The sequence below is a fragment of the Cognatundibacterium squillarum genome (assembly GCF_014652435.1).
Taxonomy (GTDB): domain Bacteria; phylum Pseudomonadota; class Gammaproteobacteria; order Burkholderiales; family Burkholderiaceae_D; genus Undibacterium; species Undibacterium squillarum.
Window position 1 is genome coordinate 1 of record NZ_BMYU01000005.1, and the last position, 26748, is coordinate 26748.

26 protein-coding genes and 1 other RNA gene are annotated in these 26748 nt (G+C 49.6%); 22 read left to right on the forward strand and 5 right to left on the reverse strand.

What is annotated here, in order from left to right; all coding sequences use genetic code 11:
* The 8 genes from IE092_RS10990 to IE092_RS11025 all read left to right on the forward strand — a co-directional run.
* The coding region (locus tag IE092_RS10990; protein WP_189357235.1) for a hypothetical protein at positions 1–1151 on the forward strand (1151 nt) is incomplete at its 5' end.
* 399 nt (positions 1152–1550) lie between these two features.
* Complete coding sequence (locus tag IE092_RS10995) at positions 1551–2234, forward strand: hypothetical protein (RefSeq protein WP_189357236.1); 684 nt, start codon at positions 1551–1553, stop codon at positions 2232–2234.
* A gap of 221 nt (positions 2235–2455) precedes the next feature.
* Entirely contained in the window at positions 2456–3058 is a 603-nt protein-coding gene (locus tag IE092_RS11000) for a hypothetical protein (RefSeq protein ID WP_189357237.1), read from the forward strand.
* Between the two features lie 2 nt (positions 3059–3060).
* Positions 3061–4665 carry a tail fiber domain-containing protein gene (locus IE092_RS11005; RefSeq protein WP_189357238.1) on the forward strand — a complete coding sequence of 535 codons (1605 nt, stop codon included), beginning with the start codon at positions 3061–3063 and terminating at the stop codon, positions 4663–4665.
* Between the two features lie 88 nt (positions 4666–4753).
* Complete coding sequence (locus IE092_RS11010; RefSeq protein WP_189357239.1) at positions 4754–4930, forward strand: hypothetical protein; 177 nt, start codon at positions 4754–4756, stop codon at positions 4928–4930.
* Positions 4927–5337 carry a glycoside hydrolase family protein gene (locus IE092_RS11015; protein ID WP_189357240.1) on the forward strand — a complete coding sequence of 137 codons (411 nt, stop codon included), beginning with the start codon at positions 4927–4929 and terminating at the stop codon, positions 5335–5337. Before IE092_RS11010 ends, IE092_RS11015 begins: the two co-directional genes overlap by 4 nt.
* Positions 5338–5339: 2 nt before the next feature.
* Positions 5340–5594: a hypothetical protein gene (locus IE092_RS11020; RefSeq protein WP_189357241.1), complete on the forward strand. Its 255-nt coding sequence runs from the start codon at positions 5340–5342 to the stop codon at positions 5592–5594.
* Positions 5595–5775: 181 nt separating this feature from the next.
* The gene (locus IE092_RS11025) at positions 5776–6564 is read left to right on the forward strand and encodes a DNA adenine methylase (protein ID WP_189357242.1); all 789 of its coding nucleotides are present in this window, start codon (positions 5776–5778) and stop codon (positions 6562–6564) included.
* Positions 6565–6700: 136 nt separating this feature from the next.
* On the opposite strand, the gene ssrA is transcribed toward IE092_RS11025, so the two are convergent.
* The 4 genes from ssrA to ompA all read right to left on the reverse strand — a co-directional run bounded on the left by ssrA (position 6701) and on the right by ompA (position 9513).
* Positions 6701–7060: a transfer-messenger RNA gene (ssrA, locus tag IE092_RS11030) on the reverse strand.
* 39 nt (positions 7061–7099) lie between these two features.
* The gene (locus tag IE092_RS11035) at positions 7100–7789 is read right to left on the reverse strand and encodes an HAD family hydrolase (protein WP_189357243.1); all 690 of its coding nucleotides are present in this window, start codon (positions 7787–7789) and stop codon (positions 7100–7102) included.
* A 43-nt stretch (positions 7790–7832) separates the two neighbouring features.
* Positions 7833–8543: a bifunctional 2-polyprenyl-6-hydroxyphenol methylase/3-demethylubiquinol 3-O-methyltransferase UbiG gene (ubiG, locus tag IE092_RS11040; RefSeq protein ID WP_189357244.1), complete on the reverse strand. Its 711-nt coding sequence runs from the start codon at positions 8541–8543 to the stop codon at positions 7833–7835.
* A 310-nt stretch (positions 8544–8853) separates the two neighbouring features.
* Positions 8854–9513, reverse strand: coding sequence for an outer membrane protein OmpA (gene ompA / locus IE092_RS11045; RefSeq protein WP_189357245.1), 660 nt, complete (start codon positions 9511–9513; stop codon positions 8854–8856).
* A gap of 620 nt (positions 9514–10133) precedes the next feature.
* Here ompA and gyrA point away from each other — a divergent pair.
* The 14 genes from gyrA to cysM all read left to right on the forward strand — a co-directional run bounded on the left by gyrA (position 10134) and on the right by cysM (position 25929).
* Positions 10134–12785 (forward strand): DNA gyrase subunit A, encoded by a 2652-nt coding sequence (gene gyrA / locus IE092_RS11050; RefSeq protein WP_189357246.1) that lies wholly within the window; start codon positions 10134–10136, stop codon positions 12783–12785.
* 4 nt (positions 12786–12789) lie between these two features.
* On the forward strand, positions 12790–13890 hold the full coding sequence (gene serC, locus IE092_RS11055; protein WP_189357247.1) for a 3-phosphoserine/phosphohydroxythreonine transaminase: 1101 nt from the start codon (positions 12790–12792) through the stop codon (positions 13888–13890).
* A 148-nt stretch (positions 13891–14038) separates the two neighbouring features.
* Complete coding sequence (gene pheA / locus IE092_RS11060; protein WP_189357248.1) at positions 14039–15112, forward strand: prephenate dehydratase; 1074 nt, start codon at positions 14039–14041, stop codon at positions 15110–15112.
* Between the two features lie 14 nt (positions 15113–15126).
* Positions 15127–16032, forward strand: a complete 906-nt coding sequence (locus IE092_RS11065) for a prephenate dehydrogenase (protein WP_189357249.1) — start codon at positions 15127–15129, stop codon at positions 16030–16032.
* A gap of 21 nt (positions 16033–16053) precedes the next feature.
* Positions 16054–17391, forward strand: a complete 1338-nt coding sequence (aroA, locus tag IE092_RS11070) for a 3-phosphoshikimate 1-carboxyvinyltransferase (RefSeq protein WP_189357250.1) — start codon at positions 16054–16056, stop codon at positions 17389–17391.
* Positions 17392–17445: 54 nt separating this feature from the next.
* Positions 17446–18123 (forward strand): (d)CMP kinase, encoded by a 678-nt coding sequence (cmk, locus tag IE092_RS11075; protein ID WP_189357251.1) that lies wholly within the window; start codon positions 17446–17448, stop codon positions 18121–18123.
* 110 nt (positions 18124–18233) lie between these two features.
* Positions 18234–19934: a 30S ribosomal protein S1 gene (rpsA, locus tag IE092_RS11080; protein ID WP_189357252.1), complete on the forward strand. Its 1701-nt coding sequence runs from the start codon at positions 18234–18236 to the stop codon at positions 19932–19934.
* Between the two features lie 26 nt (positions 19935–19960).
* Positions 19961–20266, forward strand: a complete 306-nt coding sequence (locus IE092_RS11085) for an integration host factor subunit beta (RefSeq protein ID WP_189357253.1) — start codon at positions 19961–19963, stop codon at positions 20264–20266.
* A gap of 131 nt (positions 20267–20397) precedes the next feature.
* Positions 20398–20712 (forward strand): LapA family protein, encoded by a 315-nt coding sequence (locus IE092_RS11090; RefSeq protein WP_189357254.1) that lies wholly within the window; start codon positions 20398–20400, stop codon positions 20710–20712.
* A gap of 47 nt (positions 20713–20759) precedes the next feature.
* Positions 20760–21935, forward strand: a complete 1176-nt coding sequence (gene lapB, locus IE092_RS11095) for a lipopolysaccharide assembly protein LapB (RefSeq protein ID WP_189357255.1) — start codon at positions 20760–20762, stop codon at positions 21933–21935.
* 58 nt (positions 21936–21993) lie between these two features.
* On the forward strand, positions 21994–23367 hold the full coding sequence (locus IE092_RS11100; RefSeq protein WP_189357476.1) for a UDP-glucose dehydrogenase family protein: 1374 nt from the start codon (positions 21994–21996) through the stop codon (positions 23365–23367).
* Complete coding sequence (gene rfaE1, locus IE092_RS11105; RefSeq protein ID WP_189357256.1) at positions 23367–24296, forward strand: D-glycero-beta-D-manno-heptose-7-phosphate kinase; 930 nt, start codon at positions 23367–23369, stop codon at positions 24294–24296. The genes IE092_RS11100 and rfaE1 overlap by 1 nt, the downstream gene beginning before the upstream one ends.
* A gap of 108 nt (positions 24297–24404) precedes the next feature.
* Complete coding sequence (locus tag IE092_RS11110) at positions 24405–24788, forward strand: ComEA family DNA-binding protein (RefSeq protein ID WP_229793139.1); 384 nt, start codon at positions 24405–24407, stop codon at positions 24786–24788.
* 238 nt (positions 24789–25026) lie between these two features.
* Positions 25027–25929: a cysteine synthase CysM gene (gene cysM, locus IE092_RS11115; RefSeq protein WP_189357257.1), complete on the forward strand. Its 903-nt coding sequence runs from the start codon at positions 25027–25029 to the stop codon at positions 25927–25929.
* A 164-nt stretch (positions 25930–26093) separates the two neighbouring features.
* On the opposite strand, the gene IE092_RS11120 is transcribed toward cysM, so the two are convergent.
* Positions 26094–26396, reverse strand: coding sequence for a hypothetical protein (locus IE092_RS11120; protein WP_189357258.1), 303 nt, complete (start codon positions 26394–26396; stop codon positions 26094–26096).
* Positions 26397–26748: the final 352 nt, after the last annotated feature.

Genomic DNA, 26748 nt, shown 5'->3' on the forward strand with positions numbered 1-26748 from the left:
ATAGTCCGGTATATGTGCGTGCTGCCAGTGCAAGTGGCAGCGGTGCGACTGTAACTGTAGGGGCTGGGCGTTTCTCTGGCGCGGTGCAGCTGTTCAAGGATGGTGTAGATGGAGTGAACGGTCTGAACTCAGTGACAGTGAGTATTTATCAGCGCTCAGACAGCGCAACGCCGCCAGCGCTGCCCAGCCAGCAAGTGACATACACGTTTGCGACAGCAGAAGTATCCGGCCTTGACCGTGGTTGGTCGGCAACGATTCCTGCTGCGGGTGGCAAGTATCTGTATGTGTCGCAGAGTGTTGCAATCAGTAAGGATGCGAGCGACACCATCCTGCCAAGCGAATGGAGCGCTGTAGTGCTGCACGCGAAAAACGGTGATAACGGACAGCCGGGACAAAGCGGCGGCAACGGTGTGACTGCTGTTTATGCGCGCTGTTACTGCTGGGCGTTAAACGGGCCGCCGACAATTATCGGTACAGCAACGATGACGTTTTTGACCGGCGCAATCTCTTCGATTCCGAATGGCTGGTTCGCATCGAGACCTGCGCCTCCGTCTAAGGGTGTAACTTTGTATGAGGCATCGGTCTTGGTGGTCGATGCAACAGGTGCAGCGACTAAGGATTTTGACTGGAGTATTGCCGCGATTAATGCGGTCGGATACATCGGTCTTGATGGTTCGGCTGGTCAAGATGGGGCAGTCGGTGCGCAGGGGGCGTCGGCGGTAACGGCGTATGTGTTGATTGATGGCAGCACGTTAAATGGGTCGCCTGCGTTTTATTCGGTAGATGGCAATGCCTTGCCGCCGCAGGGAGTGTGGGGTGAGGCGAGGCCGTGGCAAACGACGCCGCCTGTTCCGGTTGCCGGGCAATCTGTGATGCAGTCAAACGGGATTTACAACCCGGCGACTAATAGGACGATCTGGAGTCTGCCGATACTTGCGCATTTTCGTGCTGCGTCGCTGTCAGCAATTTCAGCCAATTTCGGGAAGATGACAAGCGGTGAAATTCAGATTGGCGGTGACAGGTTTGTGGTTACTGAAGCGGGTGAGGTTCAGATTAAATCGACGCTCGCAAACGGCACATTTATTTTGAACAGTCGGGGGATTTTTCTAATTGCAAGTAACGGTGTAACGGCTTTTGAAGCGAGTTTGTAAATATGCAGGTTGTTATTCGTGATATAACTACGGGTAGAACGTTACTTGATTCAAATTCACGGCTAGGCCGATTTCTCGGAAAGTTGGAAATAACAGGGTCAAGCGGTAACGGTCAGGTAGAAATAAATTCACTAGCGAACGGAAACCCGTTCGCTTTTTTTTTCAGTGATGGAACCGGGTCGATCATGGTGATGTGTGATGTGACTGTATCTGGAACCACGATTAAATGGGAGTTTAAAGGCAATGGTGCGAACACGGGTACGAACAATCCTTCTGGCTACATTATGTACGGCGTTTTTTAGCGCCTGTGGCGGTGGTTCCGGTGGTGATCAACAGACTGCGCAGCAGGTGCAGCCGGAGGTGCAAATTGATAATTCGTTGTTAGAAACGGTGAAAAATATGCCGCTGAATTTTGCGATCAGAAACGGAAATAATGGTGTTATTCAGATCGGAATTGACTTCTTTAATCTGCAGATGGTGAATAAAGGCTTGCTGCAAATTCCGGCTAGTTCTTCTGATATGTCTTTTGTTGATGTCACAGTATCTGCTGAAAGTCCGATTATCTGTATCCGCCCTACGCAGCGTTATGTCGCGCTGGTGAAGGTGCAAAAAACAGGGAATCAGTACACCTATACTTTCGGCAGCTGGAGCCAGTCAGGGGTGGCAGCAGAGGCTGTGCAGTGGTATCTGTTCGACAGAGTGCCAGTCAATGCGCAGAAAGGGGTCGTGATGGTGCGCAATCCGAATACTGGCGAACTGGTGTTTAACTCAAATTTCCCGGTGATGCGAGTTGCAGCAATTGCGCCGCTGCCAAGTGCCGCATTAACGCAGCAGGCAGCTTCGATTGATGCTGGCGTAGGTGGCACTTATGCAGTCTGTATCAGTCAGGGGCGCATCGAGCATACGTCGCAAAGCAAGGGCGTCGGGTTGGGTTTTGATGGGCAGCTGTGGGTGGAGGGGGTCAAGATGTCCGGAAATGGCGCTGTGACGTCTGCGCTGCTTCGGCAGAGAGACAGTGCAGGGGTGCGGTTTGCTTCTGGTACTGGTGGGCAAATGATGCTGATCGACGTCGCGGGACTGTGATGCCGAATCTGCGTATATCTTCATATAACGCAGCAGACGCCGCTGTGATCGCTGCATCGGCTTCTGCCGGTGCAATGTTGCCAGCGGCTTTGCAGACGTCTGCAAAAAGCGATGTATGGCGCTGCCCGTCTGTTGCAGGTTCGCTGACGCTAACGTGGCAGAGTGGCGTCTGGTTGGCGTGTGTCGCTGCCGCATTTTCCAATTTATCTTCCGGTGCGCTGATGCGTGCGCGGGTGTACGCAAATACAGCTGATGCCGTGCCGGTGCTGGATACGGGGTCGCAGCTTGCTTGCCCGCCGTTGCCGATTGAAAAAACAGACTTCGGGCGGGACCCGCTGGCAGATTATGCGTATGCGGACGGGGAGGCTGTTGGCGTGCTGTGGTTTGAGCCGACATTTGGCCGCAAGCTTGTCATTGATTTTTATGATGCCTACGGTGACGGGTTTATTGATATTGGCAGATTGTGGGCGGGCGACTACTGGGAGTCAGAAAGCAATTTTGATCGCGGCAGCACGATACGCATTGCGGATACTAGTAAGAGTTATCGCACAGATGGCGGTGATTCTCAGACTAGTGTCGGCGTGCGTTATCGCAAGCTGTCACTGTCTTTGTCTTTGATGGGTATGCGCGACCGGGACAAGGTCTGGAAAATACTGCAGAAAAACGGAACGTCGCAGCCGATGCTGATCAGTTGTTATCCGGGGGCAGCAGATACGATGTATGAGCAGATGTGTACGATGATCTGCAAATTAACAAACGAGGCGAACATCAGTTCGCCTTTTTTTTCGCGGTTTAATGTGCCGCTTGAATTTGAAGAGGTGTAAGCATGGCAGATGATTACTTTAAGCGCGGGCAGGCTGATGTATTAGATCGGTTGAATTCTATTAAGACGTTGTTGCAAACATCTGGAAGTGCGGTAAATCCGATATTTCAAAGCTTTGGTGGGGCATGGCGTGTTCCAGACATGCGTTATGTGGGCGCAAGAGCGCCGAATCAATATGCGCAAGAATCGGTTTCTCTTGAGTTTAACTCGCCGGGAAATTTGGGAAGCCCGCCGTTGGCTGGTGGTGCTGGGTTCGGCTACACGATGACTTTTGCGGGCTGGGCGCCGGATGGTAGCGGCGGGTTCCCAGTGCAGCTTAATTTCGGGGATGGTATGTCATACCGACGCGGAGCATCAGCTAGTGCGTGGAGTGGCTGGAAACGTGTGTCGAGTTATGACGATGGGGTAGCCCCGTTTCAAGGTGCAATCACATCAAAAAATGGATATCTTAATAATGCTGTTGGGGGCGATCAACTTATTCAGACATCGTCAAATGGTGGGGCTAATGCTGTGGGGTTGTGGGCAGCCGGAGGTGGATCAACAACGCTATATTCTACGGGAACTCTCGGCATCGTAACCAATGTTCAGGTCGTGCCAGCGGCGTTAGGGCAGGTGCCATCAGGTGGTTCATATGCTGCTACATTTAACAGTTCTGTATCACAATTTTATTCAAGATTAACGGTAAATAATCTTATCTCTGCAAACGGTCAAAGTGAATTGTTACGTTTAGTAGATGACCAAGCTTGTATTTCATTTTTCCGCCCCGGCGAAGCCATTCGAACTGCTTATATTCAGAGCGTCGCGGGTGGGTCACTGAATATTGTGCCGGAGGCTAATAGCTTTATGCGCTTGGGTAGTAATGGCAGTTTCGCTGCAGAAATTGATCTGAGTGGAAATTTTCGTCCGGTAGTTGATGGTGTTAAATATAACGGCGTGGCTGCACTGCGCTGGGCTGCAATGTACTCTGTAACAGGCGCTATTCAAACATCTGATGAAAGAAAGAAAACGCCAGTATCAGCGCTGACGCCAGCAATGCGGGCAGCAGCGCGGGAAATGCTTCCGCTTCTCGGTACGTATCAATGGCTTGATTCTGTTAAGGAAAAAGGTGCGGACAAGGCGCGGCTGCATGTTGGTTTTACAGTTCAGCAAGCGATTGCAATTCTTGAAAAGCACGGCATTGATCCTTTCAGCATGGCGTTTATTTGTCACGACAAATGGGATGCTGAGTATGAAAATCGTCGTGTCAATGCCGGTGAAAAAGTCATAAAGCTGCGAATTGTGCAAAAGCAAAAAACACGCACAGTAAAGCAGCCGCAGGATATGGTCGAATTGATTAACGGAAAGCCGGTACTGGTACGCAAAATCGTCGAAGTTGCAGAACTGGTATTTGAAGAAATGCCAGTGCTGCATGAAGATGGATCGCAGGTCATGCTCGATGAGAATACGCCAATGCTGCATCGGGTCCCGGTGATGGAAACTGTGCAAGAGCCGTATGAGGCCGAAGCAGAGCCAAAGTATGAAAAAGTTCTGGTGCGTGAAGCCGGTGACTGCTTCGCATTCCGTTACGACCAGCTGACGCTGTTTATGTTGTCAGCGCTGGCTGAGTAAGCAAAAAGAAGCAAAGAAAAAACAGGGCCGCGAAAGCGGTTTTTTTATGCCCGGATTCGTCCGGGCTTTTTATTTTGGGGAGGCGGTAATGTCGGGCAAAGAACTGGCAGAAGCAGCGGGAAAAGACGCAGTAAAGCAAGCGCTGAAAGAGTGGCTGGATGAAAAACTGGCCGAATTCGGCTGGTGGAGCCTGAAGATGCTGGCGGCGGGTGCGCTGTTCGCTGGCGCGTATTTTTACTTGATTGCATCGGGTTGGCACAAATGAATACAACAGAACTGGCAAAGCAGCTGCGCATCGATGAAGGCGTGCGCAGCAGGATGTACAAAGACAGCGTCGGCAAGTGGACGGTCGGGGTTGGGCGCAATATTGAAGATAACGGCCTGCGTGACAATGAAATCGAACTGATGCTGCAGAACGATATTGCAGACGTCGAAAAGCAGCTGGATCGCGCGCTGCCGTGGTGGCGCAGTCTCTCGGACGTGCGGCAGCAGGCGCTGGCTAATATGTGTTTTAACTTGGGCATTGCGAAGCTGCTGACATTCAAAACAACGCTGAGCCATCTGCAGGCTGGCCGATACTCGCAGGCAGCAGATTCTGCGCTGGCCAGCTTGTGGGCGGTTCAGGTTGGCCAGCGCGCCCAGCGCATCGCAGAACAGATCAGAAAGGGTTAATCATGGAAAAGTTATTTGCGCTGATGCGCTTATTTGAAGCGGGGCAGGCAGTTGCTGATCCGGCGCTGTGGAAATCGCGGCAGGTGACTGCCACAGCGGTTGGCGGCGTCGTGATTGCCGGTGTCGGCGTCGCCCGCGCGTACGGCATCGAATTGCCGATTGATGAAACAGCCGCAACAGCCATCGCAGGCGGAATCCTGGCGGTGGTCAATCTGGTGTTGACGGTTGTGACAAGTAAGAAAATCGGGCTGAAGTAAGTAGCCTGAAAACAACAAAGCCCCGGAAGGGGCTTTTTTTATGAGAGAGCGACGCGCCGTGTTGCGCTAACAACGCGGCGCGCCCTCAGTACACTGATTGGGCAGTGAACCAAGCAAGGCTCTGCCAGCTCGCGCGAGCGGGCGGAAGTCTAGCATAGATGAATAGAAATGGGTTTACTGTATGGCAATGCCGATTTTTAAATGGTTAGGTGGAAAACGTCGTCTGGCTGATATTTTATTGCCGCGATTCCCGGCGCACACTTGCTATGTTGAGGTCTTTGCGGGCGGTGCTGCAATGTACTTTATGCGGCCACCGGCAGACGTTGAGGTGATCAATGATATTAATGGTGAACTGACAAACCTTTACCGGGTTGTTCAGCATCATCTGGAAGAGTTTGTCCGGCAGTTTAAGTGGGCGATATCTTCGCGGCAGATGTATGAGTGGATGCAGGAATCGTCGCCAGCTGCGCTGACAGATATTCAGCGTGCGGCAAGATTTTTTTATTTGCAAAAGCTATCGTTCGGCGGCATGGTTGAAAATCAGCGATGGGGGAGCGCGACCACGACGCCCGCAATAAACTTCCTGCGTATTGAAGAAAACCTGTCAGCGGCGCATTTGCGCTTATCTGGGGCGCATATTGAAAATATGGACTGGGCGAAGCTGGTAGAGAAGTATGACCGCCCGCATACTTTCTTTTACATGGACCCGCCGTACTGGGAAACTGAGGGTTACGGGGTAGATTTTGGCATCGAGCAGTATATAAAAATGGCAGCGATGCTTAAAAAGCTGAAGGGTAAAGCCATTATCAGCCTGAATGACCATCCAGATATTCGCCGGATTTTTTCGGATTTCTATATAGAAACCGTGCCGATTAAATACTCAGTCGGTGGCGGGGCAAATACGGTAGACCGTCAGGAAGTCATTATTTATTCGTGGGATAAACAGGCGGAGCCTGCGGGATTGTTTTAACCAGAAAACAAAAAAGCCCGGATAACCGGGCTTTTCGTGCTGTCATTTTGTTGTCATTACGGAGCCTAATCAGCCCCAAATAACCCCAATTTAAGACAACCTTAAAAATCTAAGTTGTTGATTTTTAATGGTATTCTGGTGGAGTCGGCGGGAATTGAACCCGCGTCCAGAAGCCCTCTACAGACAGTTCTACATACTTAGTGTTGTCATTTGATTTAACCTGAACGACGCGGACACACACGCTGCGGTCAGGCTAGTTACCTAAAGTTTAGTCATTAACCAGGTAACCCGGTAAATGACGATTTCCTATAAATTACCTTACTGCTGTTGCCAGCCCACCCTAGGAACAAAGTGGTGTAAGGAAAGCCGGATTTAAGCGGCTAATGCGTACGAAGAATCGTTTGCAGTTATATTTTTCAGACTGTATTTGCGAGGTGATCTGGCCTCGGTATGCCCTGCACTGCTTTGCAACCCCTGTCGAAACCAGGTCGACCCCAAAGCAATTGCGAAGTATAACTGATTTAGCGTATTTGTGTTAATTCTGAGAGACGCGCCCTTGCAAATGTTTTGCGCGTATCAGTTCCAGTAATTCCAGCGGACTATCCACAATTGCATCGGCTTTCCAGTGCTGCGGTTCAGTCGCTCCGCAATACCCCCAGGCTGCGGCAATGCTGGTCATGCCAGCTGCTTCGGCGGCCTGAATGTCTCGTAAATCATCGCCGATGTACCAGCATTCTTCCGAGCGCACACCGAGCTGTCTTGCTGCTTCGAGTAACGGTGCCGGATGCGGTTTGGCGTGCGGTGTCGTGTCGCCGCAGACGACGCAGCGGGCTTGTTCTAAGTCGAGCAAGGGCACCAGCGGGCGGGTAAAGCGCTTTGCTTTATTGGTGACGATGCCCCACGGTAATTTCAGGCTGTCCAGTCCGTGTAACAGTGCCGGAACGTGCTCGAATAACTTGCTGTGGACAGCAATCGCTGATTCATACTGGTCCAGAAATTCAGTACGCATCGCTTCAAACTCACTGTCTTCCGGCTTAATTCCGAATCCGGCACCAATCAGTCCGCGTGCGCCGGCAGAGGCAAACGGGCGCAAACTCAGGTAGCTGGCTTCCGGTAAGTCACGGCGGGTGCGCATGGCATTGACTGCTGCGGCAAGATCAGGGGCGGTATCGGCGAGAGTGCCGTCAAGGTCGAACAGAACTGCTGTAGGTGTACGCATAGACAATCCGCTCCGGTTTGAAGCCGGAGCATTACAGACAAACGGTTAATCAGGCAGGACGGCGGCAGGCCACCATGTAGTTGACGCTGGTATCGTCATTCAGGGAATACATTTTGGTCAGCGGGTTGTAGCCCAGACCTTTCATGCCCAGTACTTCCAGTCCTGCATTGCGGATATCCTGTGCCAGCTCAGAAGGTTTGATGAATTTGGCGTAATCGTGCGTGCCTTTTGGCAGCATTTGTAAGACGTATTCGGCACCGATAATCGCAAACAGATACGACTTCGGATTACGGTTCAGTGTGGAAAAAAATACGTGACCACCTGGTTTGACGAGGCGGGTGCAGGCCTGAATGACGGAGGCCGGATCCGGTACATGCTCCAGCATTTCCATGCAGGTGACAACGTCGTATTGCCCGGTTTCTTCAGCTGCGATGTCTTCGACAGCGATGTGGCGGTAGCGCACCTGTACGCCGGACTCGAGACTGTGCAGATCGGCAACTTTCAGCGCTTTTTCAGATAAATCGATACCTGTGACGTCCGCACCTTTGCGCGCCATAGATTCCGCCAGAATGCCGCCACCGCAACCGACATCAATCACCTTTTTACCAGTCAGCGAAGCGCGCTGGTGTATCCACTCAAGGCGGAGCGGATTGATTTCGTGGAGCGGGCGGAATTCCGATGTCGGATCCCACCAGCGGTGTGCGAGGTCGCTGAATTTCTGGATTTCTGCCGGATCGGCATTCAGATGAGTCGTAGTCATGGCGATGGAAAGTCAGGTCTGCGATAAAAGGCCATATTGTAGGCGAAAGCAGGTCCGGATGCTTGGTTGTGGATCAAGCTGTGCAGGCGCATGTCACTTTCTGGTGGAATTTTCTGTGAATTGGAAAGTGGCGGCTGGTGCGCTGACAAGTGCCGTATCGTGCGACGTTTTAGTCTGCTTTGCGCTGAGGAGTGAGCGCTATGGCGGTTACTTGAGGCAAAAAGCAAAACTGAAAACATAGTTGAAGCATAAATTCAAAAAACAAAACCCCGCCGTAGCGGGGTTTTTGTCAGAACAATCTCAGCAGAGATTATTTAACTGCGCGTGTACCAACAACTTCGATTTCAACGCGACGGTTTTTAGCACGGCCTTCAGCTGTTTTGTTATCAGCTACTGGCTGTTTCTTGCCTTTGCCTTCGGTGTAAACACGGTTAGCTTCGATACCTTTGCTTACCAGGTAAGCTTTAACTGCTTCTGCACGGCGTACAGACAGTTTTTGGTTGTATTCATCGGAACCAACGGAGTCAGTGTGACCAACAGCGATCACAACTTCCAGGTTGATCGATTTCAGTTTTGCTGCCATTTCGTCCAGATGGGATTTGCCTTCTGGTTTCAGAACAGCTTTGTCGAAGTCGAACAGTGCGCTGGCTGCGAAAGTAACTTTTTCAGAAGTTGGTGCTGGTGCAGGAGCTGGTTTTACCGGAGCTGGTGCAGCAACAGGTGCTGCAGGTGCAGGAGCTGCTTTTGGTTGTTCAACAACCAGCGGTGCATCGCAACCTGGCACCGCGTCAGCTGGTGTCCAGTAGCCAGTGCGCCAGCACAGACCTGTGGAGTTACGTGCAACAACGCCACGGCCGTCCTGAACGTATGCGCTGTTTGGAGTTGCAGCTTTAATGTCTGTTACTTGAGCAGAAGCAGCAAAAGACGCAACTGCGGACGCTGCGATAACGAGCTTAACTAAATTTTTCATATTTCTCCTCTCGGGTGAGATTTAATTACCGCAGATAAACTGCGCAAAATACTGCATAAACCAGATGATACCACGCGGATGATGACATTACTATTTCAGCAAACCACGCAAGTGCTAACTACCTCATTGTGCCACAGGCACCGGATGCCTGCGGTTAAACTTTGGCAACGCGGCAACCGTGTTGTTAGTTTGTCGCTGCTTAGCAACGATTTCGCATCAAATTAACGTTAGAAAACCGCTTTTACAGATTTGTTGGCAATTTTGGCAAGCAATTTATCTGCTGGCGCGGATTTTACCGCAAGCGCTTGCTGCATTGCGCAAAAAAATGACCTTCAATTGTGAAACATCGTGCAATTTTTGTGCATACGGGTTAATACGGAGTGAAATCTGCACAAAATTGGACGAGTCAGGTAAAACGGGATGTGCTTCAGGTGATCCCGGTATTTTTGTGTGACCAATTGCGGGCGTCCTTTTTGCTACATTCGTTGCGACGGGCTGGTTTGCAAACGGCGCACAGCCTGATTTGCTGCCTAAGGCGGAGGATGGCATGTTAGAATCAAACGTTAAACGCTTGTAAAAGCGGCGTTACTAATTAATAAGTTCTTAACCGCGGTCTGCCAATGGATCAATTCGCAAAAGAAACACTCCCGATTTCCCTCGAAGAAGAAATGCGCAAAAGCTACCTCGATTACGCGATGAGCGTGATCGTCGGGCGTGCCTTGCCGGATGTGCGTGACGGCTTGAAGCCGGTGCATCGTCGCGTTCTGTACGCGATGCATGAAATGAACAATGTCTATAACCGGCCTTACGTAAAGTGTGCGCGTGTGGTCGGTGATGTGATGGGTAAATATCACCCGCACGGCGATGCATCAATTTACGACACGCTGGTGCGTATGGCGCAGGACTTTTCGCTGCGTTACACCCTGGTCGATGGTCAGGGTAACTTTGGTTCTATCGACGGCGATAACGCCGCGGCGATGCGTTACACCGAGTGCCGTCTCGATAAGATCGCTAATGAGTTATTGGCAGATATCGAGAAAGAAACGGTTGATTTCGTACCGAATTACGACGGTAAAGAAAAAGAACCGTCAGTATTGCCGACCCGCATTCCTAATCTGCTGATCAACGGTGCTTCCGGTATTGCGGTTGGTATGGCGACGAACATTCCACCGCACAATATTACTGAAATCATCAACGGTTCCTTGCATTTGCTGCGCAATCCGTCCTGCACGGTGGATGAACTGATCGAAATGATTCCGGCGCCTGACTTTCCGACAGGCGGTATCATTTACGGCGTCTCCGGCGTGCGTGAAGGATATCGCACTGGTCGTGGTCGTGTTGTGATGCGTGCGAAAACGCATTTTGAAGAATTCGGTAAAGATGGCCGCACAGCACTGATCATTGATGAACTGCCGTATCAGGTAAACAAAAAATCTCTGCTGGAGCGTATCGCAGAGCTGGTTCGCGACAAAAAGCTGGAAGGTATTTCGGATATTCGCGATGAATCCGATAAATCCGGTATGCGTGTTGTGATCGAACTCAAACGCGGTGAAGTGCCGGATGTTGTACTGAATAACCTGTACAAGCAAACCCAGTTGCAGGACACTTTCGGCATGAACATGGTAGCGCTGGTGAACGGTCAGCCTAAGCTGCTGAACCTGCGCGAAATGCTGGATTGCTTCCTGTCCCATCGTCGTGAAGTGGTGACACGCCGTACCGTATTCGAATTGCGCAAGGCGCGTGAGCGCGGCCATGTGCTCGAAGGTCTGGCGGTAGCGCTGGCGAATATCGATGACTTTATTGCCATCATCAAAGCAGCACCAACGCCACCGATCGCAAAACAAGAGCTGATGACCCGTGCGTGGGACAGCTCTCTGGTGCGCGAAATGCTGACCCGTACTGCGGCAGATAACGCGGGTGGTATTAATGCTTTCCGCCCGGAAAATCTGCCTGCACACTATGGTATTCAGCCGGATGGTCTGTACAAGCTGTCTGAAGATCAGGCTCAGGAAATTCTGCAGATGCGTTTGCAGCGTCTGACTGGTCTGGAACAGGATAAGATTGTTAATGAATATAAAGAAGTGATGGCGGAAATCGCTGACCTGCTGGATATTCTGTCCCGTCCTGAGCGTGTAACTGCCATTATCGACACAGAACTGACAGATGCGCGTAATGAATACGGCGAAGGCAATAAAGACCAGCGCCGTTCAGAAATCGTTCATAACGCGACCGATCTGGAAACGGAAGACCTGATTGCACCACAGGATATGGTGGTGACACTGTCACATTCCGGATACATGAAGTCTCAACCCTTGTCTGAATACCGTGCGCAAAAACGCGGTGGACGCGGCAAGCAGGCGACAGCAACGAAAGATGACGACTGGATTGAACAATTATTCGTCGCAAATACCCACGATTACATCCTGTGCTTCAGTAACCGCGGACGCCTGTACTGGCTGAAAGTATGGGAAGTTCCGCAAGGTTCACGCGCTTCGCGCGGTAAGCCAATCGTGAATATGTTCCCGCTGCAGGACGGTGAGAAAATTACGGTCATTCTGCCGCTGTCCGGCGAGAACCGTACTTTCCCTGAAGATCGCTACGTGTTTATGTCGACCAGTCTCGGTACGGTGAAAAAGACTGCACTCAAGGAATTCAGCAATCCGCGTAAGGCAGGTATTATTGCAGTTGATCTGGATGATGGTGATTTCCTGATTGGCGCAGCGCTGACTGATGGCGCGCATGATGTCATGTTGTTCTCTGATGCCGGTAAAGCAGTCCGTTTCGACGAAAATGATGTACGTCCGATGGGACGTAATGCCCGTGGTGTGCGCGGCATGAACCTGGAAGAGGGACAGCAGGTTATTGCACTGCTGGTTGCCGAAAATGAGCAGCAATCAGTTCTGACTGCAACTGAAAACGGATTTGGCAAACGAACTCTGATTACCGAGTACACACGCCACGGCCGTGGTACCAAAGGTATGATCGCGATCCAGACTTCTGAGCGTAATGGCAAGGTGGTTGCGGCGACGCTGGTCAGCAGTACAGATGAAATCATGCTGATTACGACCGGTGGTGTGCTGATTCGTACCCGTGTTTCTGAAATTCGCGAGATGGGCCGTGCAACACAGGGCGTTACCCTGATTTCTGTGGATGACGGCACAAAACTGTCTGGTTTGCAGCGTATTGTTGAATCGGATGCTGACGTTGATGCGGAAACCGTCGCTGAGGACGATGCACCTGATGAGGCAGCAGACGGGACGCAGGCGGAGTAATAACATGACTGACATTTTCAATTTTTCTGCCGGCCCAGCAGTTTTACCGAAAGAAGTTTTACAGCAGGCAGCATCAGAAATGCTGGACTGGCATGGAAGCGGGATGTCAGTTATGGAAATGAGTCATCGTGGACCGGAGTTTATGTCAATCATGGACGCAGCTCAGCGTGATCTGCGTGAATTGCTCAGTGTGCCTGAGAATTATCAGATTTTGTTTTTGCAAGGCGGCGGACTGGGTGAAAACGCCATCGTTCCTATGAATCTGATGGGGCGCCGTCCTGATGCAACGATTGATATGGTGCATACCGGCAGCTGGAGTGGTAAGTCGATTCAGGAGGCAGCAAAATACGCGAAAGTCAACGTTGCCGCATCTGGCCAGAGTAGCGGATTCAGCCGGATTCCGGATGTCAGCGAATGGAATCTGAGCGCATCCCCTGCTTATGTACACTTGTGTACCAACGAAACGATTGATGGCGTCGAGTTTCACAGCGTTCCCGGCATCGCAGAACGCACGTCTGGTGCGCCGATTATTGCAGACATGTCATCTCATATTTTGTCACGTGAAATTGACGTCTCTGCGTATGGCGTTATTTTCGCTGGTGCACAGAAGAATATCGGTCCTGCCGGGTTGACGATCGCAATCGTACGTGAAGATCTGATCGGACATGCATTGCCGTGCTGTCCATCTGCTTTCGACTGGAAAAAAGTCGCAGATAACGGATCGATGTATAACACGCCGCCAACCTATGCGATTTATATTGCCGGTCTGGTATTTCAGTGGCTGAAACGTCAGGGTGGTGTTGCTGCAATGGAGCAGCGAAACATTGAGAAGGCACAATTGCTCTATCAGTGCCTTGACTCGACGGATTTTTATGTAAGCAGGGTGGAGGCGCCTTTCCGCTCCCGAATGAATGTACCTTTTTATCTGCGCGATGAAAGCCTGAACGCTGCATTCTTATCCGAAGCTCGCGAACACGGTTTAATTCAATTGAAAGGGCATAAGTCGGTTGGTGGGATGCGTGCTTCGATTTATAACGCGATGCCTTTAGAGGGTGTCCAGGCTCTTGTTGCCTTTATGCAGGAATTCGCTTTGCAACATTCCTGATCAGATTTCGATTCTTTCGGCAGCACTGAAATCTCATGGTTCTCCCGATCACCTGAAAGCCGTGATGCTGCCGTACCGGTTCATAAGACCGGTTGAGTCAGTTTGCGCTGGTTAATGCCAGTGTATCAAGACGGTTTTTAGGTGAAATATGAGTGACGATAAACTCCTCCCTTTGCGTCAGAAAATTGATGCAATCGATGCGCAGATTCTGGATTTACTGAATCAGCGCGCACTTGTGGCCGAAGAAGTAGGTCATGTCAAAGCAGTAACGAATGCACCGGTTTTTCGTCCGGAACGCGAAGCGCAGGTATTGCGCGGTGTTGCTGAAAGAAACCCCGGGCCACTGCTGAGTGCCGATGTGCAACTGATTTTCCGGGAAATCATGTCAGCCTGCCGTGCACTTGAGCGACGGGTGGTTGTTGCTTTTCTGGGGCCGGTCGGTACATTTTCGGAACAGGCAGTTTACAAGCAATTCGGACATGCAATTCAGGCATTGCCATGCGTATCAATTGACGAAGTCTTCCGAGCAACAGAGGCTGGAACGGCGGATTTTGGTGTGGTGCCTATCGAGAATTCCACGGAAGGTGCAATTAACAGAACACTGGATTTGTTGTTGCAGACCAGTCTGGTGATTAGTGGTGAGGTTGCAATTCCGGTACAGCATAGTCTCATGAGTCAGCGCGGCACAATGCAGGGGGTTACCCGCATCTGTGCACATTCTCAGGCATTAGCGCAGTGTCAGGCCTGGCTTAATCAGCATTATCCTCACATCGAACGTCATGCAGTCGCCTCAAATGCAGAAGCCGCAAGGATGGCGGGTGCTGATGCGTCAGTTGCTGCAATTGCAAGTGAAATCGCTGGGCATCAGTATCAGCTCGGTATTGTCAGCGCGCACATTCAGGATGATCCGCACAATCGCACCCGCTTTGCAGTGGTTGGACGTTTACATACCAGTCCGAGCGGTAAAGATCAGACCTCGATGGTACTGGCTACGCCCAATCGTGCCGGCGCGGTCTATCAGTTGCTGGCGCCTTTGTCCGGACACGGTGTATCGATGACGCGTTTCGAATCGCGTCCGGCACGTACCGGAAATTGGGAATATTACTTTTATGTAGACGTAGAAGGCCACGTAAAAGATGAAAAGGTGGCTGCTGCTCTTCGCGAACTGGACGAAAAGGCTGCATTTTTTAAAATACTCGGCTCGTACCCATGTACTGAATAAGCAGGTCATTTGACATGGAACTGAACCTAAAAAAGATTACTATTGCCGGAGTTGGTTTGATCGGCGGCTCGTTTGCACTGGCACTACGAAGTGCAGGTGTAAAAGCAGAGCTGGTTGGAATTGGTCGTGATCCTGACGTAATGCAGCAGGCACTCGAGCTTGGTATCGTTGACCGAGTTGCTGAAAACGCAGCAGATGCCTACAGCGGCGCAGATTTGATTCTGATTGCCGCGCCTGTAGCACAGACCAGCGTAATTCTCAGTCAGATTCTTCCGTTTCTGGGACCGGATACAGTCATTACAGATGTCGGCAGCACCAAAGCGGATGGCGTAGCTGCAGCGCGATTGGTAATGGGGGAGCGAATCGGGCAGTTTGTGCCAGCTCATCCTATTGCTGGGCGCGAACTGAATGGGCCCGCTGCTGCTATTTCTGATTTGTATGCCGGCAAAAAACTTGTCATCACTGCTTTGCCGGAAAATCCAAAAGCATCCGTGAGTTTGGTGGAAGACTTGTGGAAGATATGTGGCGCACAAATCCATTTTCTTACCCCTGAGGCTCATGACGCCGTATTTGCCAGCGTCAGTCATTTACCGCATTTACTGGCTTATGCGCTGGTTGATGAGGTGTCTCAGCGTGAAAATGCAGATATATTGTTCCAGTATGCAGCAAGCGGATTCAGAGACTTTACGCGGATTGCCGGATCCTCTCCGGAAATGTGGCGTGACATAGCAATGGCAAATCGCGATGCTTTGTTGCATGAACTGGATGCCTATATTGCGAACGTTTCTGCCACCAGAACGGCCCTCGCAGAGCGGGATGCAGACAGTTTACTGAGAACTTTTTCGAGAGCACAGAGCGCGAGACAACGCTGGATAGAGGCGATTGAGGCAGCTGAAAAAGACAGACATGCTGCTGTTTAAACCAGGAAGACAGATTTTGATATGAAAACAGCATTAAAGACTTATCCGCCGTTTATTGACCTGCACCCATTAATGAAAGCCGAGGGCAGGATTCGTTTGCCTGGCTCGAAAAGTATATCAAACCGTACGCTATTGCTAGCTGCACTCTCACGTGGCACAACGGAAATTCATGATTTGCTCGCCTCAGACGATACGCTGGTGATGCTGAATGCGTTGCAAAAGCTGGGGGTACACTGGCGTCAGTGTCACGATACGCAAAAGTACACTGTAGAGGGCGTCGGAGGTAAATTTCCGGTTCGTCAGGCTGACTTATTTATGGGGAATGCAGGAACAGCTATCAGGCCTTTGGTTGCTGCTCTCGCTGTCCTCGGCGGAGATTACGCAATTCACGGCGTACCTCGTATGCACGAGCGCCCGATTGGCGATCTGGTTGATGCATTGAATGATGCTGGCGCATCAATTGATTACACTGGTAACGCAGGATACCCGCCTTTACATATCCATCAGGGAGCGTTTCACGCACATCGTTTGCAAGTCAGGGGTAATGTGTCAAGTCAGTTCCTGACAGCCTTGCTAATGGCGGCGCCTTTGATTGCGCAACAACATGACGTAACCATAGAGGTTGTCGGGGATCTGATTTCGAAGCCATACATCGAGATCACATTAAATCTGATGGAGCGCTTCGGAGTGCAGGTTGAGCGTAATGGATGGCAGGCATTCACTGTCCGTCATGGTCAGCAATACCAATCACCCGGGACTATTTACGTGGAGGGCGATGCCTCGTCTGCCTCCTATTTTCTGGCTGCTGGCGCAATTGGCGGCGGACCGGTAAGAGTGGAGGGCGTCGGAGATAGCTCAATTCAGGGAGACGTCCGTTTTGCCGATGCGCTTGCTCAAATGGGAGTGGAAATTCGCAAGGGCGACAACTGGATTGAGGCTGAATGTCATACGCCATTGCAGAGTATTGATCTCGATTGCAATCATATTCCGGATGCAGCGATGACGCTGGCGGTCGCTGCATTGTATGCGAACGGAACAACAACGTTACGAAATATTGCCAGCTGGCGAGTGAAGGAAACGGATCGGCTCAATGCGATGGCGACAGAGTTGCGGAAGCTTGGTGCGACAATTGAAGAGGGCAGCGACTATATGTGTATTTCGCCACCAACCCAAATTCAGTCTGCAGAAATCGCGACATATGATGACCACCGTATGGCGATGTGTTTTTCGCTTGCCAGTCTGGACGGGAAGCTCCGGCGCGGCGCAGCAATGCGTATTATGGAGCCGCAGTGTGTCGCAAAGACTTTTCCGGAATATTTTGATGTTTTTGCAAGCCTGAGGCACGAGGATTTGTTCTGAATCGAACTTTTGGCAAATGCAAAAGACAGGCAGTATCTGGTTGGAAAAGGAAATATGGAAAAAAATTGCAAAGTAATTACGATTGATGGTCCGACTGCTTCAGGGAAGGGAACCGTTGCGCACCGTGTCGCGAAGCATCTCGGATTTCAGTATCTCGATTCAGGTGCTTTGTATCGACTTACTGCACTGAGCGCAATCAATGCGCAGGTGGCACTGGATGATGAATTATCGATCGCGGCGATGGCAAGAGTACTGCCTTGCCATTTTAATCACGGACACGTTTACCTCGCAGATAAAGATGTAACGGACGAAGTGCGGGCGGAGCAAATAGGCGTGGCAGCTTCCCGAATTGCTGTTTTGCCGCAGGTTCGTCAGGCACTGGTTGATCTTCAGCTATCATTTCGTACTGGCAACGGCTTAGTTGCGGATGGACGGGATATGGGGACTGTCATTTTTCCTGATGCAGTGCTTAAAGTCTTTCTGACAGCCTCAGCTGAAGCAAGAGCGTCGCGCCGTTATAAGCAATTGAAGGAAAAAGGAATTGCTGCTAATATGGAAGACTTGGTAAAAGATTTGATCGAACGTGATGCACGGGATAGCTCCCGGACTACAGCGCCCCTCAAACCCGCACCAGATGCATACGTTCTGGATACATCTGCGATGACTGCAGAGCAGGCAGTGCAGCAAGTTCTTGACTGGTATGCGCAAGTCGCAACAAATGTTGCTGACTAATATTGTTTGGCCCCTGAGCAGAGGCAAGCTCGCCCAGGGTTGTTTAACTTAACCCCGTCTGACGCTCCGTGTTAGCCGGCTTACTCTCTATTATTATGTCTACTGTATTCATGTCCCAAGATTTCGCAACCGGTCCAGACAGCTTCGCGGCACTGTTCGAAGAGTCCCTGTCCCGTCAGGATATGCGTTCCGGTGAAGTGATTTCTGCTGAAGTCGTTCGCATCGATCATAACTTTGTAATCGTAAATGCTGGCCTGAAATCCGAAGCATTTATCCCTGTTGAAGAATTCCGCAATGACCAGGGCGAACTCGAAGTGCAAATCGGCGATTTCGTTTCCGTTGCAATCGATTCCCTGGAAAATGGTTTCGGTGACACTATCCTGTCCCGTGACAAAGCAAAACGTCTGGCTTCCTGGCTGGCACTGGAAAAAGCACTGGAATCCGGCGAGCTGGTTACCGGTACTGTTAACGGTAAAGTTAAAGGTGGTCTGACCGTTCTGACCAACGGTATCCGTGCGTTCCTGCCAGGTTCCCTGGTTGATACACGTCCAGTTAAAGATACAACTCCATACGAAGGTAAAACAATGGAGTTCAAAGTTATCAAGCTGGATCGCAAACGTAATAACGTAGTTCTGTCCCGTCGTGCAGTTGTTGAGGCATCTATGGGTGAAGAACGCGCTAAACTGATGGAAACCCTCAAAGAAGGCACAGTGGTTACCGGTGTTGTTAAAAACATCACTGACTACGGTGCATTCGTTGATCTGGGTGGTATCGATGGTCTGCTGCACATCACCGACCTAGCATGGCGCCGTGTACGTCACCCATCCGAGGTGCTGACAGTTGGTCAAGAGATCACTGCAAAAGTTCTGAAATTCGATCAAGAGAAAAACCGCGTTTCTCTGGGCGTAAAACAACTGGGCGACGATCCATGGACAGGTCTGTCCCGTCGTTACCCAGCGAACACACGCCTGTTCGGTAAAGTGACTAATCTGACCGACTACGGTGCATTCGTTGAAATCGAACAAGGCATCGAAGGTCTGGTTCACGTTTCCGAAATGGACTGGACAAACAAAAACGTTGCTCCGAACAAAGTTGTTCAACTGGGTGACGAAGTTGAAGTTATGGTTCTGGAAATCGACGAAGAGCGTCGTCGTATCAGCCTGGGTATGAAACAGTGCAAAGCAAATCCATGGGATGACTTTGCAATGAATCACAAAAAAGGCGATAAAGTTAAAGGCGCGATCAAATCGATCACCGACTTCGGCGTATTCATCGGTCTGGCAGGCAACATCGATGGTCTGGTTCACCTGTCTGATCTGTCCTGGAACGAAGCTGGCGAAGAAGCTGTTCGCAAGTTCAAGAAAGGTGACGAGCTGGAAGCGGTTGTTCTGGCAATCGACGTTGAGCGTGAGCGCGTTTCTCTGGGCGTAAAACAACTGGAAGGTGATCCATTCACTAACTTCACTGCAATGAACGACAAAGGTGCAGTTGTTACAGGTACAGTGAAGTCTGTTGAAGCGAAAGGTGCAGTTGTTCAACTGGCAGACGACGTAGAAGGCTATCTGCGTGCATCTGAAATCTCCCGTGATCGCGTGGAAGATGCTGGTTCTCACCTGAAAGCAGGCGACACAGTTGAAGCGATGATTCTGAACATTGATCGTAAAGCACGTTCTATCCAGCTGTCGATCAAAGCAAAAGATTCCGCTGAAACTCAGGAAGCTATGCAAAAAATGTCTGCTGACGCAAGCGCATCTGCCGGTACAACCAGCCTGGGTGCACTGCTGAAAGCAAAACTGGACAACAAAAACTAATCGTCACTGATTAAGGTTTTGTTGATATGACGAAGTCTGAGCTGATTGCTCGTCTGGCAGAACGATATCCACAGCTTGTTGCTAAAGATGTGGATGTCGCTGTCAAGACCATACTTGACGCAATGACCGATGCTCTTGCAACCGGTCAGCGTATTGAAATTCGTGGTTTTGGCAGTTTTGCCTTGAATTGTCGTCCTCCGCGTATCGGACGTAATCCAAAATCTGGGGATAAGGTGATGGTGCCTGAGAAAAGGGTGCCGCATTTTAAGCCCGGCAAGGAGTTGCGCGAGCGTGTGGATGCAATGGTGGGGCAGCCGATTCGAGACGATTGAATCAGTGATACCTCGTTATGCCAGAATGAAAAAACGGTATACCGGTTCGCGGTATACCGTTTTTTTTCAGTACAATGCTTTCTATTGCGCAGAAACTAATTGTGCCGATCTCATTCTGTCGGGAAACTTTTATGAAATATATCTCAAGGTTATTAACTCTGCTGTTATTCGTCGGCTTTTTTGGATTTGCCCTGAAGAACGATGAAATCGTTACTCTGAAATATTTCTTTGGTTTTCAACAGTCGGCACCTTTGGTAATTATGCTGCTGATTTTCTTTATTGCCGGTGCTGTTATCGGCGCAATGGCAATGGTACCGATGGTGTACAGACATCGCCGTGATCTGACGCATCACAGAAAAACACTTGCTGAAGTTGAAAAGGAGCGTGATGCCGCTCAGCAGGCGGCAACGCAGGCACCTCAGCCTGATAGTGTACGCAACACATAAATTTATTTGTCTGACAAAGACAGTCACATTTTAAACAGATAACGTATATGGAATTTGAAGTCTGGTGGTTGCTGGGTATTCCGCTCTTTTTCAGCCTGGGCTGGATTGCGGCGCGTGTTGACATCCGGCAACTTATCTCGGATACAAGGACTTTGCCCAGAGGATATTTCAAAGGATTGAATTTCCTTCTGAATGATCAGGATGATAAGGCGATCGATGCATTTATTGAAATTGTTCAGTTAGATCCTGAAGCCATCGAGTTACATTTTGCACTTGGTAATTTGTTCCGTCGAAGAGGGGAAACAGAGCGAGCAATCCGTGTTCACCAGAGTTTGTTAGCAAGACCGGATTTGCCAGATGATCAGAAGGTTCAGGCTCAATACGAACTGGGTCAGGATTTTTTTAAAGCCGGTTTGCTAGACAGAGCAGAGGAAGCTTTCCAGCAGCTGATCGGAGGTATATACGAGCCTCAGGCCCGGAAATCACTGTTGGAAATTTATCAACGTGAAAAAGAATGGGCGCGTGCGATTGATGCCGCCGGTTCACTTCAGGAATCCGGTGCCGGTAGCCGTCAGAAAGAGATTGCGCAGTTTTACTGTGAGCTGGCGCAGGATGAATTAGTACAAAACCGATTTGACCACGCATTGGAAATGCTTGAAAAAGCAGTTGCAACGGATCGCAGCAATGTACGTGCTTCGATTCTTACCGGCGATGTATTCCTTAAACAGGGAAATCCCGAAAAGGCGATTAATGCATGGGTAAAAGTTGAGCAGCAAAGTGTGCCACATGTCGCATTAGTCGCACAGCGACTTATGGATGCTTACCGGCAATTAGGAAAGCTGAAGGAGGGGCTCGATTTACTGAAATCATTTCTTGAGCAGGCGCCGTCAGTTGATTTACTGGAGGTCGCATATAAAGCTGCACTTGAGCTTGGCCTGACGCAAGAGGCTAATCAGATGGTGAAGGACGAGCTGAAAAGAACACCAACTTTGCTTGGTCTGGATAAATTGCTGGACGTCCGCATGATGGAAGCACCCGCTGAACTGCGTCCTGAGCTGGGAGTCGTCAAAAATCTGGTCAGTGGATATGCTCATAAATTTGCCCGATATCAATGTGCGCATTGCGGATTTAAAGCTCGCCAGTATTACTGGCATTGTCCGGGCTGCAATGGATGGGATACCTACTCCCCTCGCCGTACAGAAGAATTAAGTGTTATGAATTAAACCAGTGGGCGGATATGTTTTTATACCTGCTATCACTATTTTAGATTGTGGTTGCCAAATGAAAATTACAATTATCGGAACCGGTTATGTCGGTTTAGTTACGGGTGCGTGCCTTGCTGAGCTGGGCAACGATGTATTCTGCCTTGATGTCGATCAGCGAAAAATTGACATCCTTAACGCTGGTGGTATCCCTATTCATGAGCCGGGTCTTGAGGAAGTTGTGCGCAGGAACAGTGCGGCTGGCCGGTTAAAGTTTTCAACCAATGTTGAGGCGAGTGTTGCGCACGGTGATATCCAGTTTATTGCAGTCGGAACGCCACCAGATGAAGATGGTTCTGCCGACTTACAGTATGTACTCGCTGCTGCACGCAACATCGGCAAGTACATGACAGGATTTAAAGTGGTTGTTGATAAGTCAACAGTGCCTGTCGGGACGGCTGACAAAGTCCGGACTGTTATTGCTCAGGAATTGTCGTCGCGTCAACAAGAGTTACCATTCTCGGTGGTTTCCAACCCAGAATTTTTGAAAGAGGGGGCCGCAGTTGAAGACTTTATGCGACCTGATCGCATTGTGATTGGTTGCGACAGTACTTCGGAAGGCGAACGTGCTCGCGATCTGATGCGAAAGCTGTACGCTCCATTCAACCGGAATCATGAACGCACATACTGGATGGATGTCAGATCTGCCGAATTCACTAAATATGCAGCAAATGCAATGCTTGCGACGCGCATTTCATTCATGAACGAACTGGCAAATCTGGCTGATCATGTCGGTGCAGACATTGATGCAGTCCGTCATGGCATCGGATCTGATCCACGCATCGGACACAGCTTCTTATACGCAGGATGTGGCTATGGTGGCTCGTGCTTCCCGAAAGATGTACAGGCTCTGGAAAGAACTGCGCAGGAGTACAGTCTGAATCTGCAAATTTTGCAGGCAGTGGAAGCTGTGAATAACCAGCAAAAGCAAGTTTTGGGCAATAAAATTACGCAGCGCTTCGGAAAAAATCTGACTGGCCGACATTTTGCAGTTTGGGGACTTGCATTCAAACCGAATACCGACGATATGCGTGCTGCACCTTCTCGCGTGTTGCTGGGGGAGTTGCTGAGGGCGGGTGCAACAGTTGCTGTGTACGACCCAGTCGCAATTGATGAAGCAAAACGTGTGCTTGAGCTTGATTTTTACGATGCACCCGAATTACTGACAGCGGTTCGTTATGCGAATAATCCTATGGATGCTCTGGATGGTGCTGATGCATTAGCAATCGTTACAGAATGGAAGGCATTCCGCAGCCCTGACTTCGACAAAGTAAAAAGCAGTTTGAAACAACCGGTCATTTTTGACGGACGTAATTTGTATGATCCGTCAGTGATGAGAGAAATCGGTGTCGAATATTATGGTATTGGCCGCTCTGTTCTCGCAAAAGCGTGATGACGATGGAAGTAACTGAAAAGCGCTTGCTGGTTGCAGGGGATATTATGCTGGATCGTTACTGGTTCGGTGATGTCAACAGGATTTCCCCTGAAGCTCCTGTGCCAGTCGTTCGTGTCAGCAAGAAAGAAGATAGATTGGGAGGTGCGGCTAACGTCGCAGTTAATGCTGCAGCACTCGGTGTGGAGGTTGGTCTTATTGGCGTGGTTGGTGATGACGAGGCTGCCAGTACGATCGAAGAACTGCTGACAAAAAAGCAAATTGATGCGAAGCTTAGCCATGATCCGTCGATTTCGACAATTATTAAGCTTCGTGTGATCGGGCGTCAGCAACAACTGGTTCGCATTGATTTTGAGGAGCCACCCAGCGAGATTGTCTTGCAGACAAAACTCACGGCATTCACTTCCGAAGTTGCCAGTGCAGATCTGGTTATCCTGTCTGATTATGCTAAGGGGAGCCTGACAAATGTTCGCGATATGATTTCTGTTGCGAGGGGGGCAGGCAAGCCTGTGCTGGTAGATCCAAAAGGTACTGATTTTGAGCGTTATTCAGGAGCTACGATACTAACCCCAAACAAGTCAGAACTCAGACAGGTGATTGGTGACTGGCGCACTGAGGCAGAGTTGACTGAAAAGGCGCAGAATCTGAGGGCTTCTTTGAATCTTGGAGGATTACTCCTGACGCGGTCCGAAGAGGGAATGAGTCTGTTCACTGAAGACGCGATTCTGCATATTCCGGCAATGGCGCGTGAAGTGTATGACGTTTCCGGCGCTGGTGATACGGTGATTGCAACGCTGGCAGTGATGCTGATGCAAGGTAAGTCTTTACCGGAATCTGTCATGATTGCAAATCGTGCAGGCGGTATCGTGGTCGGTAAGCTGGGAACGGCAACCGTTTCAAGGGAAGAGTTGTTCGCGAGTTCTACCTGATAAAAACGATAGTTTTGCAATAATTGTAATTTTGATATTCTTGGTGTGCCTCCTTTTTTCGGAGGAATGCAGTTCTTGTTCAATCAGAGATTTTTCAGGAGAACGAATATGTGGAAAAAATGGATTGTTGCAGTTATCGGATTTGTCGCATTAATGAGTACCGCATTTGCAGATGTTGATGCGAACAAAGCAGATCAGGTTGCTCTGGATGGATTGCGTGGGCTGGGACCTGCAAAATCGAAGGCGATTATCGAAGAGCGTACCAAAAATGGCCCGTTCAAAGACTGGCCTGATTTCCAAAAACGTGTCAAAGGTATTGGTGATGTTACATCCACTCGTTTGTCCGAAGCTGGCCTGACTATCAATGGTCAGGCAAAGCCCGGGGCAGATAAAGCTTCTGACGCACCGAAAAAATCATCTGAAAAGCAGGAAAAACTGAAGGCGGAAGCGAAGGAAAAGCCTAAAACTGAACCGGCTAAAGAACCCAAGTAAGTTACGAACTATTTCGAGAAACCCGGTCAATCGAGGCCGGGTTTTTTGTTATTAGCTTATTCGAAAAATATATGTTCCTTATAAGCTCTGTAGAGACTTGATTTTAAAGGCGCAATTTTTATCCCGAGATATAAAACGTCCGTATCTGCTTAAATCAATGTGAATTGACCGGCATTATGAATGCAGTATGTCTTGATGGGGATTAGAATAGGTCAATATTTATCTTCGACATAATCATATGAAATTTCTGACCATAGAAGACACTATCGGTAATACGCCGCTGGTACGTCTGCAACGCATTCCGGGTATCGAAAACGAACGTCGCAATAATATTATTCTGGGCAAGCTCGAGGGTAACAATCCTGCCGGTTCGGTTAAAGACAGACCGGCAATTTCCATGATTAAGCGTGCTGAAGCTAAAGGCCTGATTAAGCCCGGTGATACGCTGATTGAAGCGACAAGCGGAAACACGGGAATCGCTCTGGCAATGGCAGCATCAATGCGTGGTTATAAAATGGTGCTGATCATGCCGGAAAACCTGAGTGTTGAACGTCGCCAGAGTATGGCTGCCTATGGTGCGCAAATTATCCTGACGCCGAAATCCGGGGGGATGGAGTACGCACGAGATCTTGCAGAGGCGATGCAAAAAGAAGGCAAGGGCGTTATCCTGGATCAGTTTGCAAATCAGGATAATCCTCTGGCGCATTATGAGGGCACAGGCCCGGAAATCTGGCGTGATACGAATGGCAGAGTTACGCATTTTGTCAGTGCAATGGGCACTACCGGAACAATTATGGGGGTTTCTTCATTTTTGAAAGAACAAAACCCTGCTGTGCAGATTATTGGTGCGCAACCGGAGGATGGCTCATCTATTCCGGGAATTCGTAAATGGCCAGAGGCTTATTTGCCCAAGATTTTTGACCGGAGCCGTATAGATCAGGTTCTGTCAGTCAGTCAGGCTGATGCGGAGCATATGGCGCGCAGAATGGCGGTGGAAGAAGGTATTTTCTGCGGTATTTCAGCTGCAGGTGCTTGCGAAGTTGCGTTGCGGGTTGCTGAAACTGTCGAGAATGCAGTGATTGTATTCGTTGTTTGCGACCGTGGTGACCGCTATCTTTCTACTGGCGTATTTCCTGCCTGAGCCGGCTTAAAGAAAGCCCGTCAATAAGCAGTTTTACTTTCTGACGGGCATTCTTCTTGTGGTGCATGAATAATACAGCTTCAGAAAATAAAAATACCGAAAGTGCATAAAATGCAATTTCGGTATTTTATCTTTGCCCGTTAATAGCGGGCAGAGACCAAAGATTAAGCTGCTTTATCTTTTGGTTTAAACTGTTTGTCACTGATGCGGAATTTCGCACGACGGTCACCCATCAGTTCACGCAGTTCTTTGATGCTGATGTCGCTGATTTCGTGCATGCGGATCAGCAAGGACGCACCAACCGGCAGGCGGCGATGACGGATTTTACTGATTACAGGTGGTGCAACTTCCAGTGCACGGGAGAGTGCTGCGTCATTTTTTAAATGCAGATGTTTAATCAGTGTATCCAAAAGATTATTTGGATCGTAGTCGATTTCATCCGATTCAAGCTGAGTCAGATTTGCCATAATTACCTCGCTATTGTCTATTGATGCTGGTCTTAGCGCTTCAATGAGAATTAACCAATCGGTAATATTGTAGCTTTAAAATCTAATTCACTTTGCATAAAAAGAGCAAAACATTGTTAAATGTATTGACACAATTTCGCAAAAATTATGACATTGTGATAATGCTTAAATATTACCATTTATTATGGAAAACCGCAAAGAAGCTCCTGGTTGTGTGACGAAAAGAACATAGAGAATCATTTGTTTCTTGCCGGGAATTCGTTTCCCGCATGACTAGTATTGGATAAAAAGTGCCTAAGATCAATTAGTAAGAACGAAAGATATTGTTAAAAGAAATTTGGAAAACGTTAAA

Excerpts from the sequence above, each read along its gene's own strand:
- IE092_RS10995 (WP_189357236.1), top strand. The coding sequence starts at position 1,551 with ATGCCGCTGAATTTTGCGATCAGAAACGGAAATAATGGTGTTATTCAG.
- IE092_RS11000 (WP_189357237.1), top strand. The coding sequence starts at position 2,456 with ATGCGTGCGCGGGTGTACGCAAATACAGCTGATGCCGTGCCGGTGCTG.
- IE092_RS11005 (WP_189357238.1), top strand. The coding sequence starts at position 3,061 with ATGGCAGATGATTACTTTAAGCGCGGGCAGGCTGATGTATTAGATCGG.
- IE092_RS11010 (WP_189357239.1), top strand. The coding sequence starts at position 4,754 with ATGTCGGGCAAAGAACTGGCAGAAGCAGCGGGAAAAGACGCAGTAAAG.
- IE092_RS11015 (WP_189357240.1), top strand. The coding sequence starts at position 4,927 with ATGAATACAACAGAACTGGCAAAGCAGCTGCGCATCGATGAAGGCGTG.
- IE092_RS11020 (WP_189357241.1), top strand. The coding sequence starts at position 5,340 with ATGGAAAAGTTATTTGCGCTGATGCGCTTATTTGAAGCGGGGCAGGCA.
- IE092_RS11025 (WP_189357242.1), top strand. The coding sequence starts at position 5,776 with ATGGCAATGCCGATTTTTAAATGGTTAGGTGGAAAACGTCGTCTGGCT.
- ubiG (WP_189357244.1), bottom strand. The coding sequence starts at position 8,543 with ATGACTACGACTCATCTGAATGCCGATCCGGCAGAAATCCAGAAATTC.
- ompA (WP_189357245.1), bottom strand. The coding sequence starts at position 9,513 with ATGAAAAATTTAGTTAAGCTCGTTATCGCAGCGTCCGCAGTTGCGTCT.
- gyrA (WP_189357246.1), top strand. The coding sequence starts at position 10,134 with ATGGATCAATTCGCAAAAGAAACACTCCCGATTTCCCTCGAAGAAGAA.
- serC (WP_189357247.1), top strand. The coding sequence starts at position 12,790 with ATGACTGACATTTTCAATTTTTCTGCCGGCCCAGCAGTTTTACCGAAA.
- pheA (WP_189357248.1), top strand. The coding sequence starts at position 14,039 with ATGAGTGACGATAAACTCCTCCCTTTGCGTCAGAAAATTGATGCAATC.
- IE092_RS11065 (WP_189357249.1), top strand. The coding sequence starts at position 15,127 with ATGGAACTGAACCTAAAAAAGATTACTATTGCCGGAGTTGGTTTGATC.
- aroA (WP_189357250.1), top strand. The coding sequence starts at position 16,054 with ATGAAAACAGCATTAAAGACTTATCCGCCGTTTATTGACCTGCACCCA.
- cmk (WP_189357251.1), top strand. The coding sequence starts at position 17,446 with ATGGAAAAAAATTGCAAAGTAATTACGATTGATGGTCCGACTGCTTCA.
- rpsA (WP_189357252.1), top strand. The coding sequence starts at position 18,234 with ATGTCCCAAGATTTCGCAACCGGTCCAGACAGCTTCGCGGCACTGTTC.
- IE092_RS11085 (WP_189357253.1), top strand. The coding sequence starts at position 19,961 with ATGACGAAGTCTGAGCTGATTGCTCGTCTGGCAGAACGATATCCACAG.
- IE092_RS11090 (WP_189357254.1), top strand. The coding sequence starts at position 20,398 with ATGAAATATATCTCAAGGTTATTAACTCTGCTGTTATTCGTCGGCTTT.
- lapB (WP_189357255.1), top strand. The coding sequence starts at position 20,760 with ATGGAATTTGAAGTCTGGTGGTTGCTGGGTATTCCGCTCTTTTTCAGC.
- IE092_RS11100 (WP_189357476.1), top strand. The coding sequence starts at position 21,994 with ATGAAAATTACAATTATCGGAACCGGTTATGTCGGTTTAGTTACGGGT.
- rfaE1 (WP_189357256.1), top strand. The coding sequence starts at position 23,367 with ATGACGATGGAAGTAACTGAAAAGCGCTTGCTGGTTGCAGGGGATATT.
- IE092_RS11110 (WP_229793139.1), top strand. The coding sequence starts at position 24,405 with ATGTGGAAAAAATGGATTGTTGCAGTTATCGGATTTGTCGCATTAATG.
- cysM (WP_189357257.1), top strand. The coding sequence starts at position 25,027 with ATGAAATTTCTGACCATAGAAGACACTATCGGTAATACGCCGCTGGTA.
- IE092_RS11120 (WP_189357258.1), bottom strand. The coding sequence starts at position 26,396 with ATGGCAAATCTGACTCAGCTTGAATCGGATGAAATCGACTACGATCCA.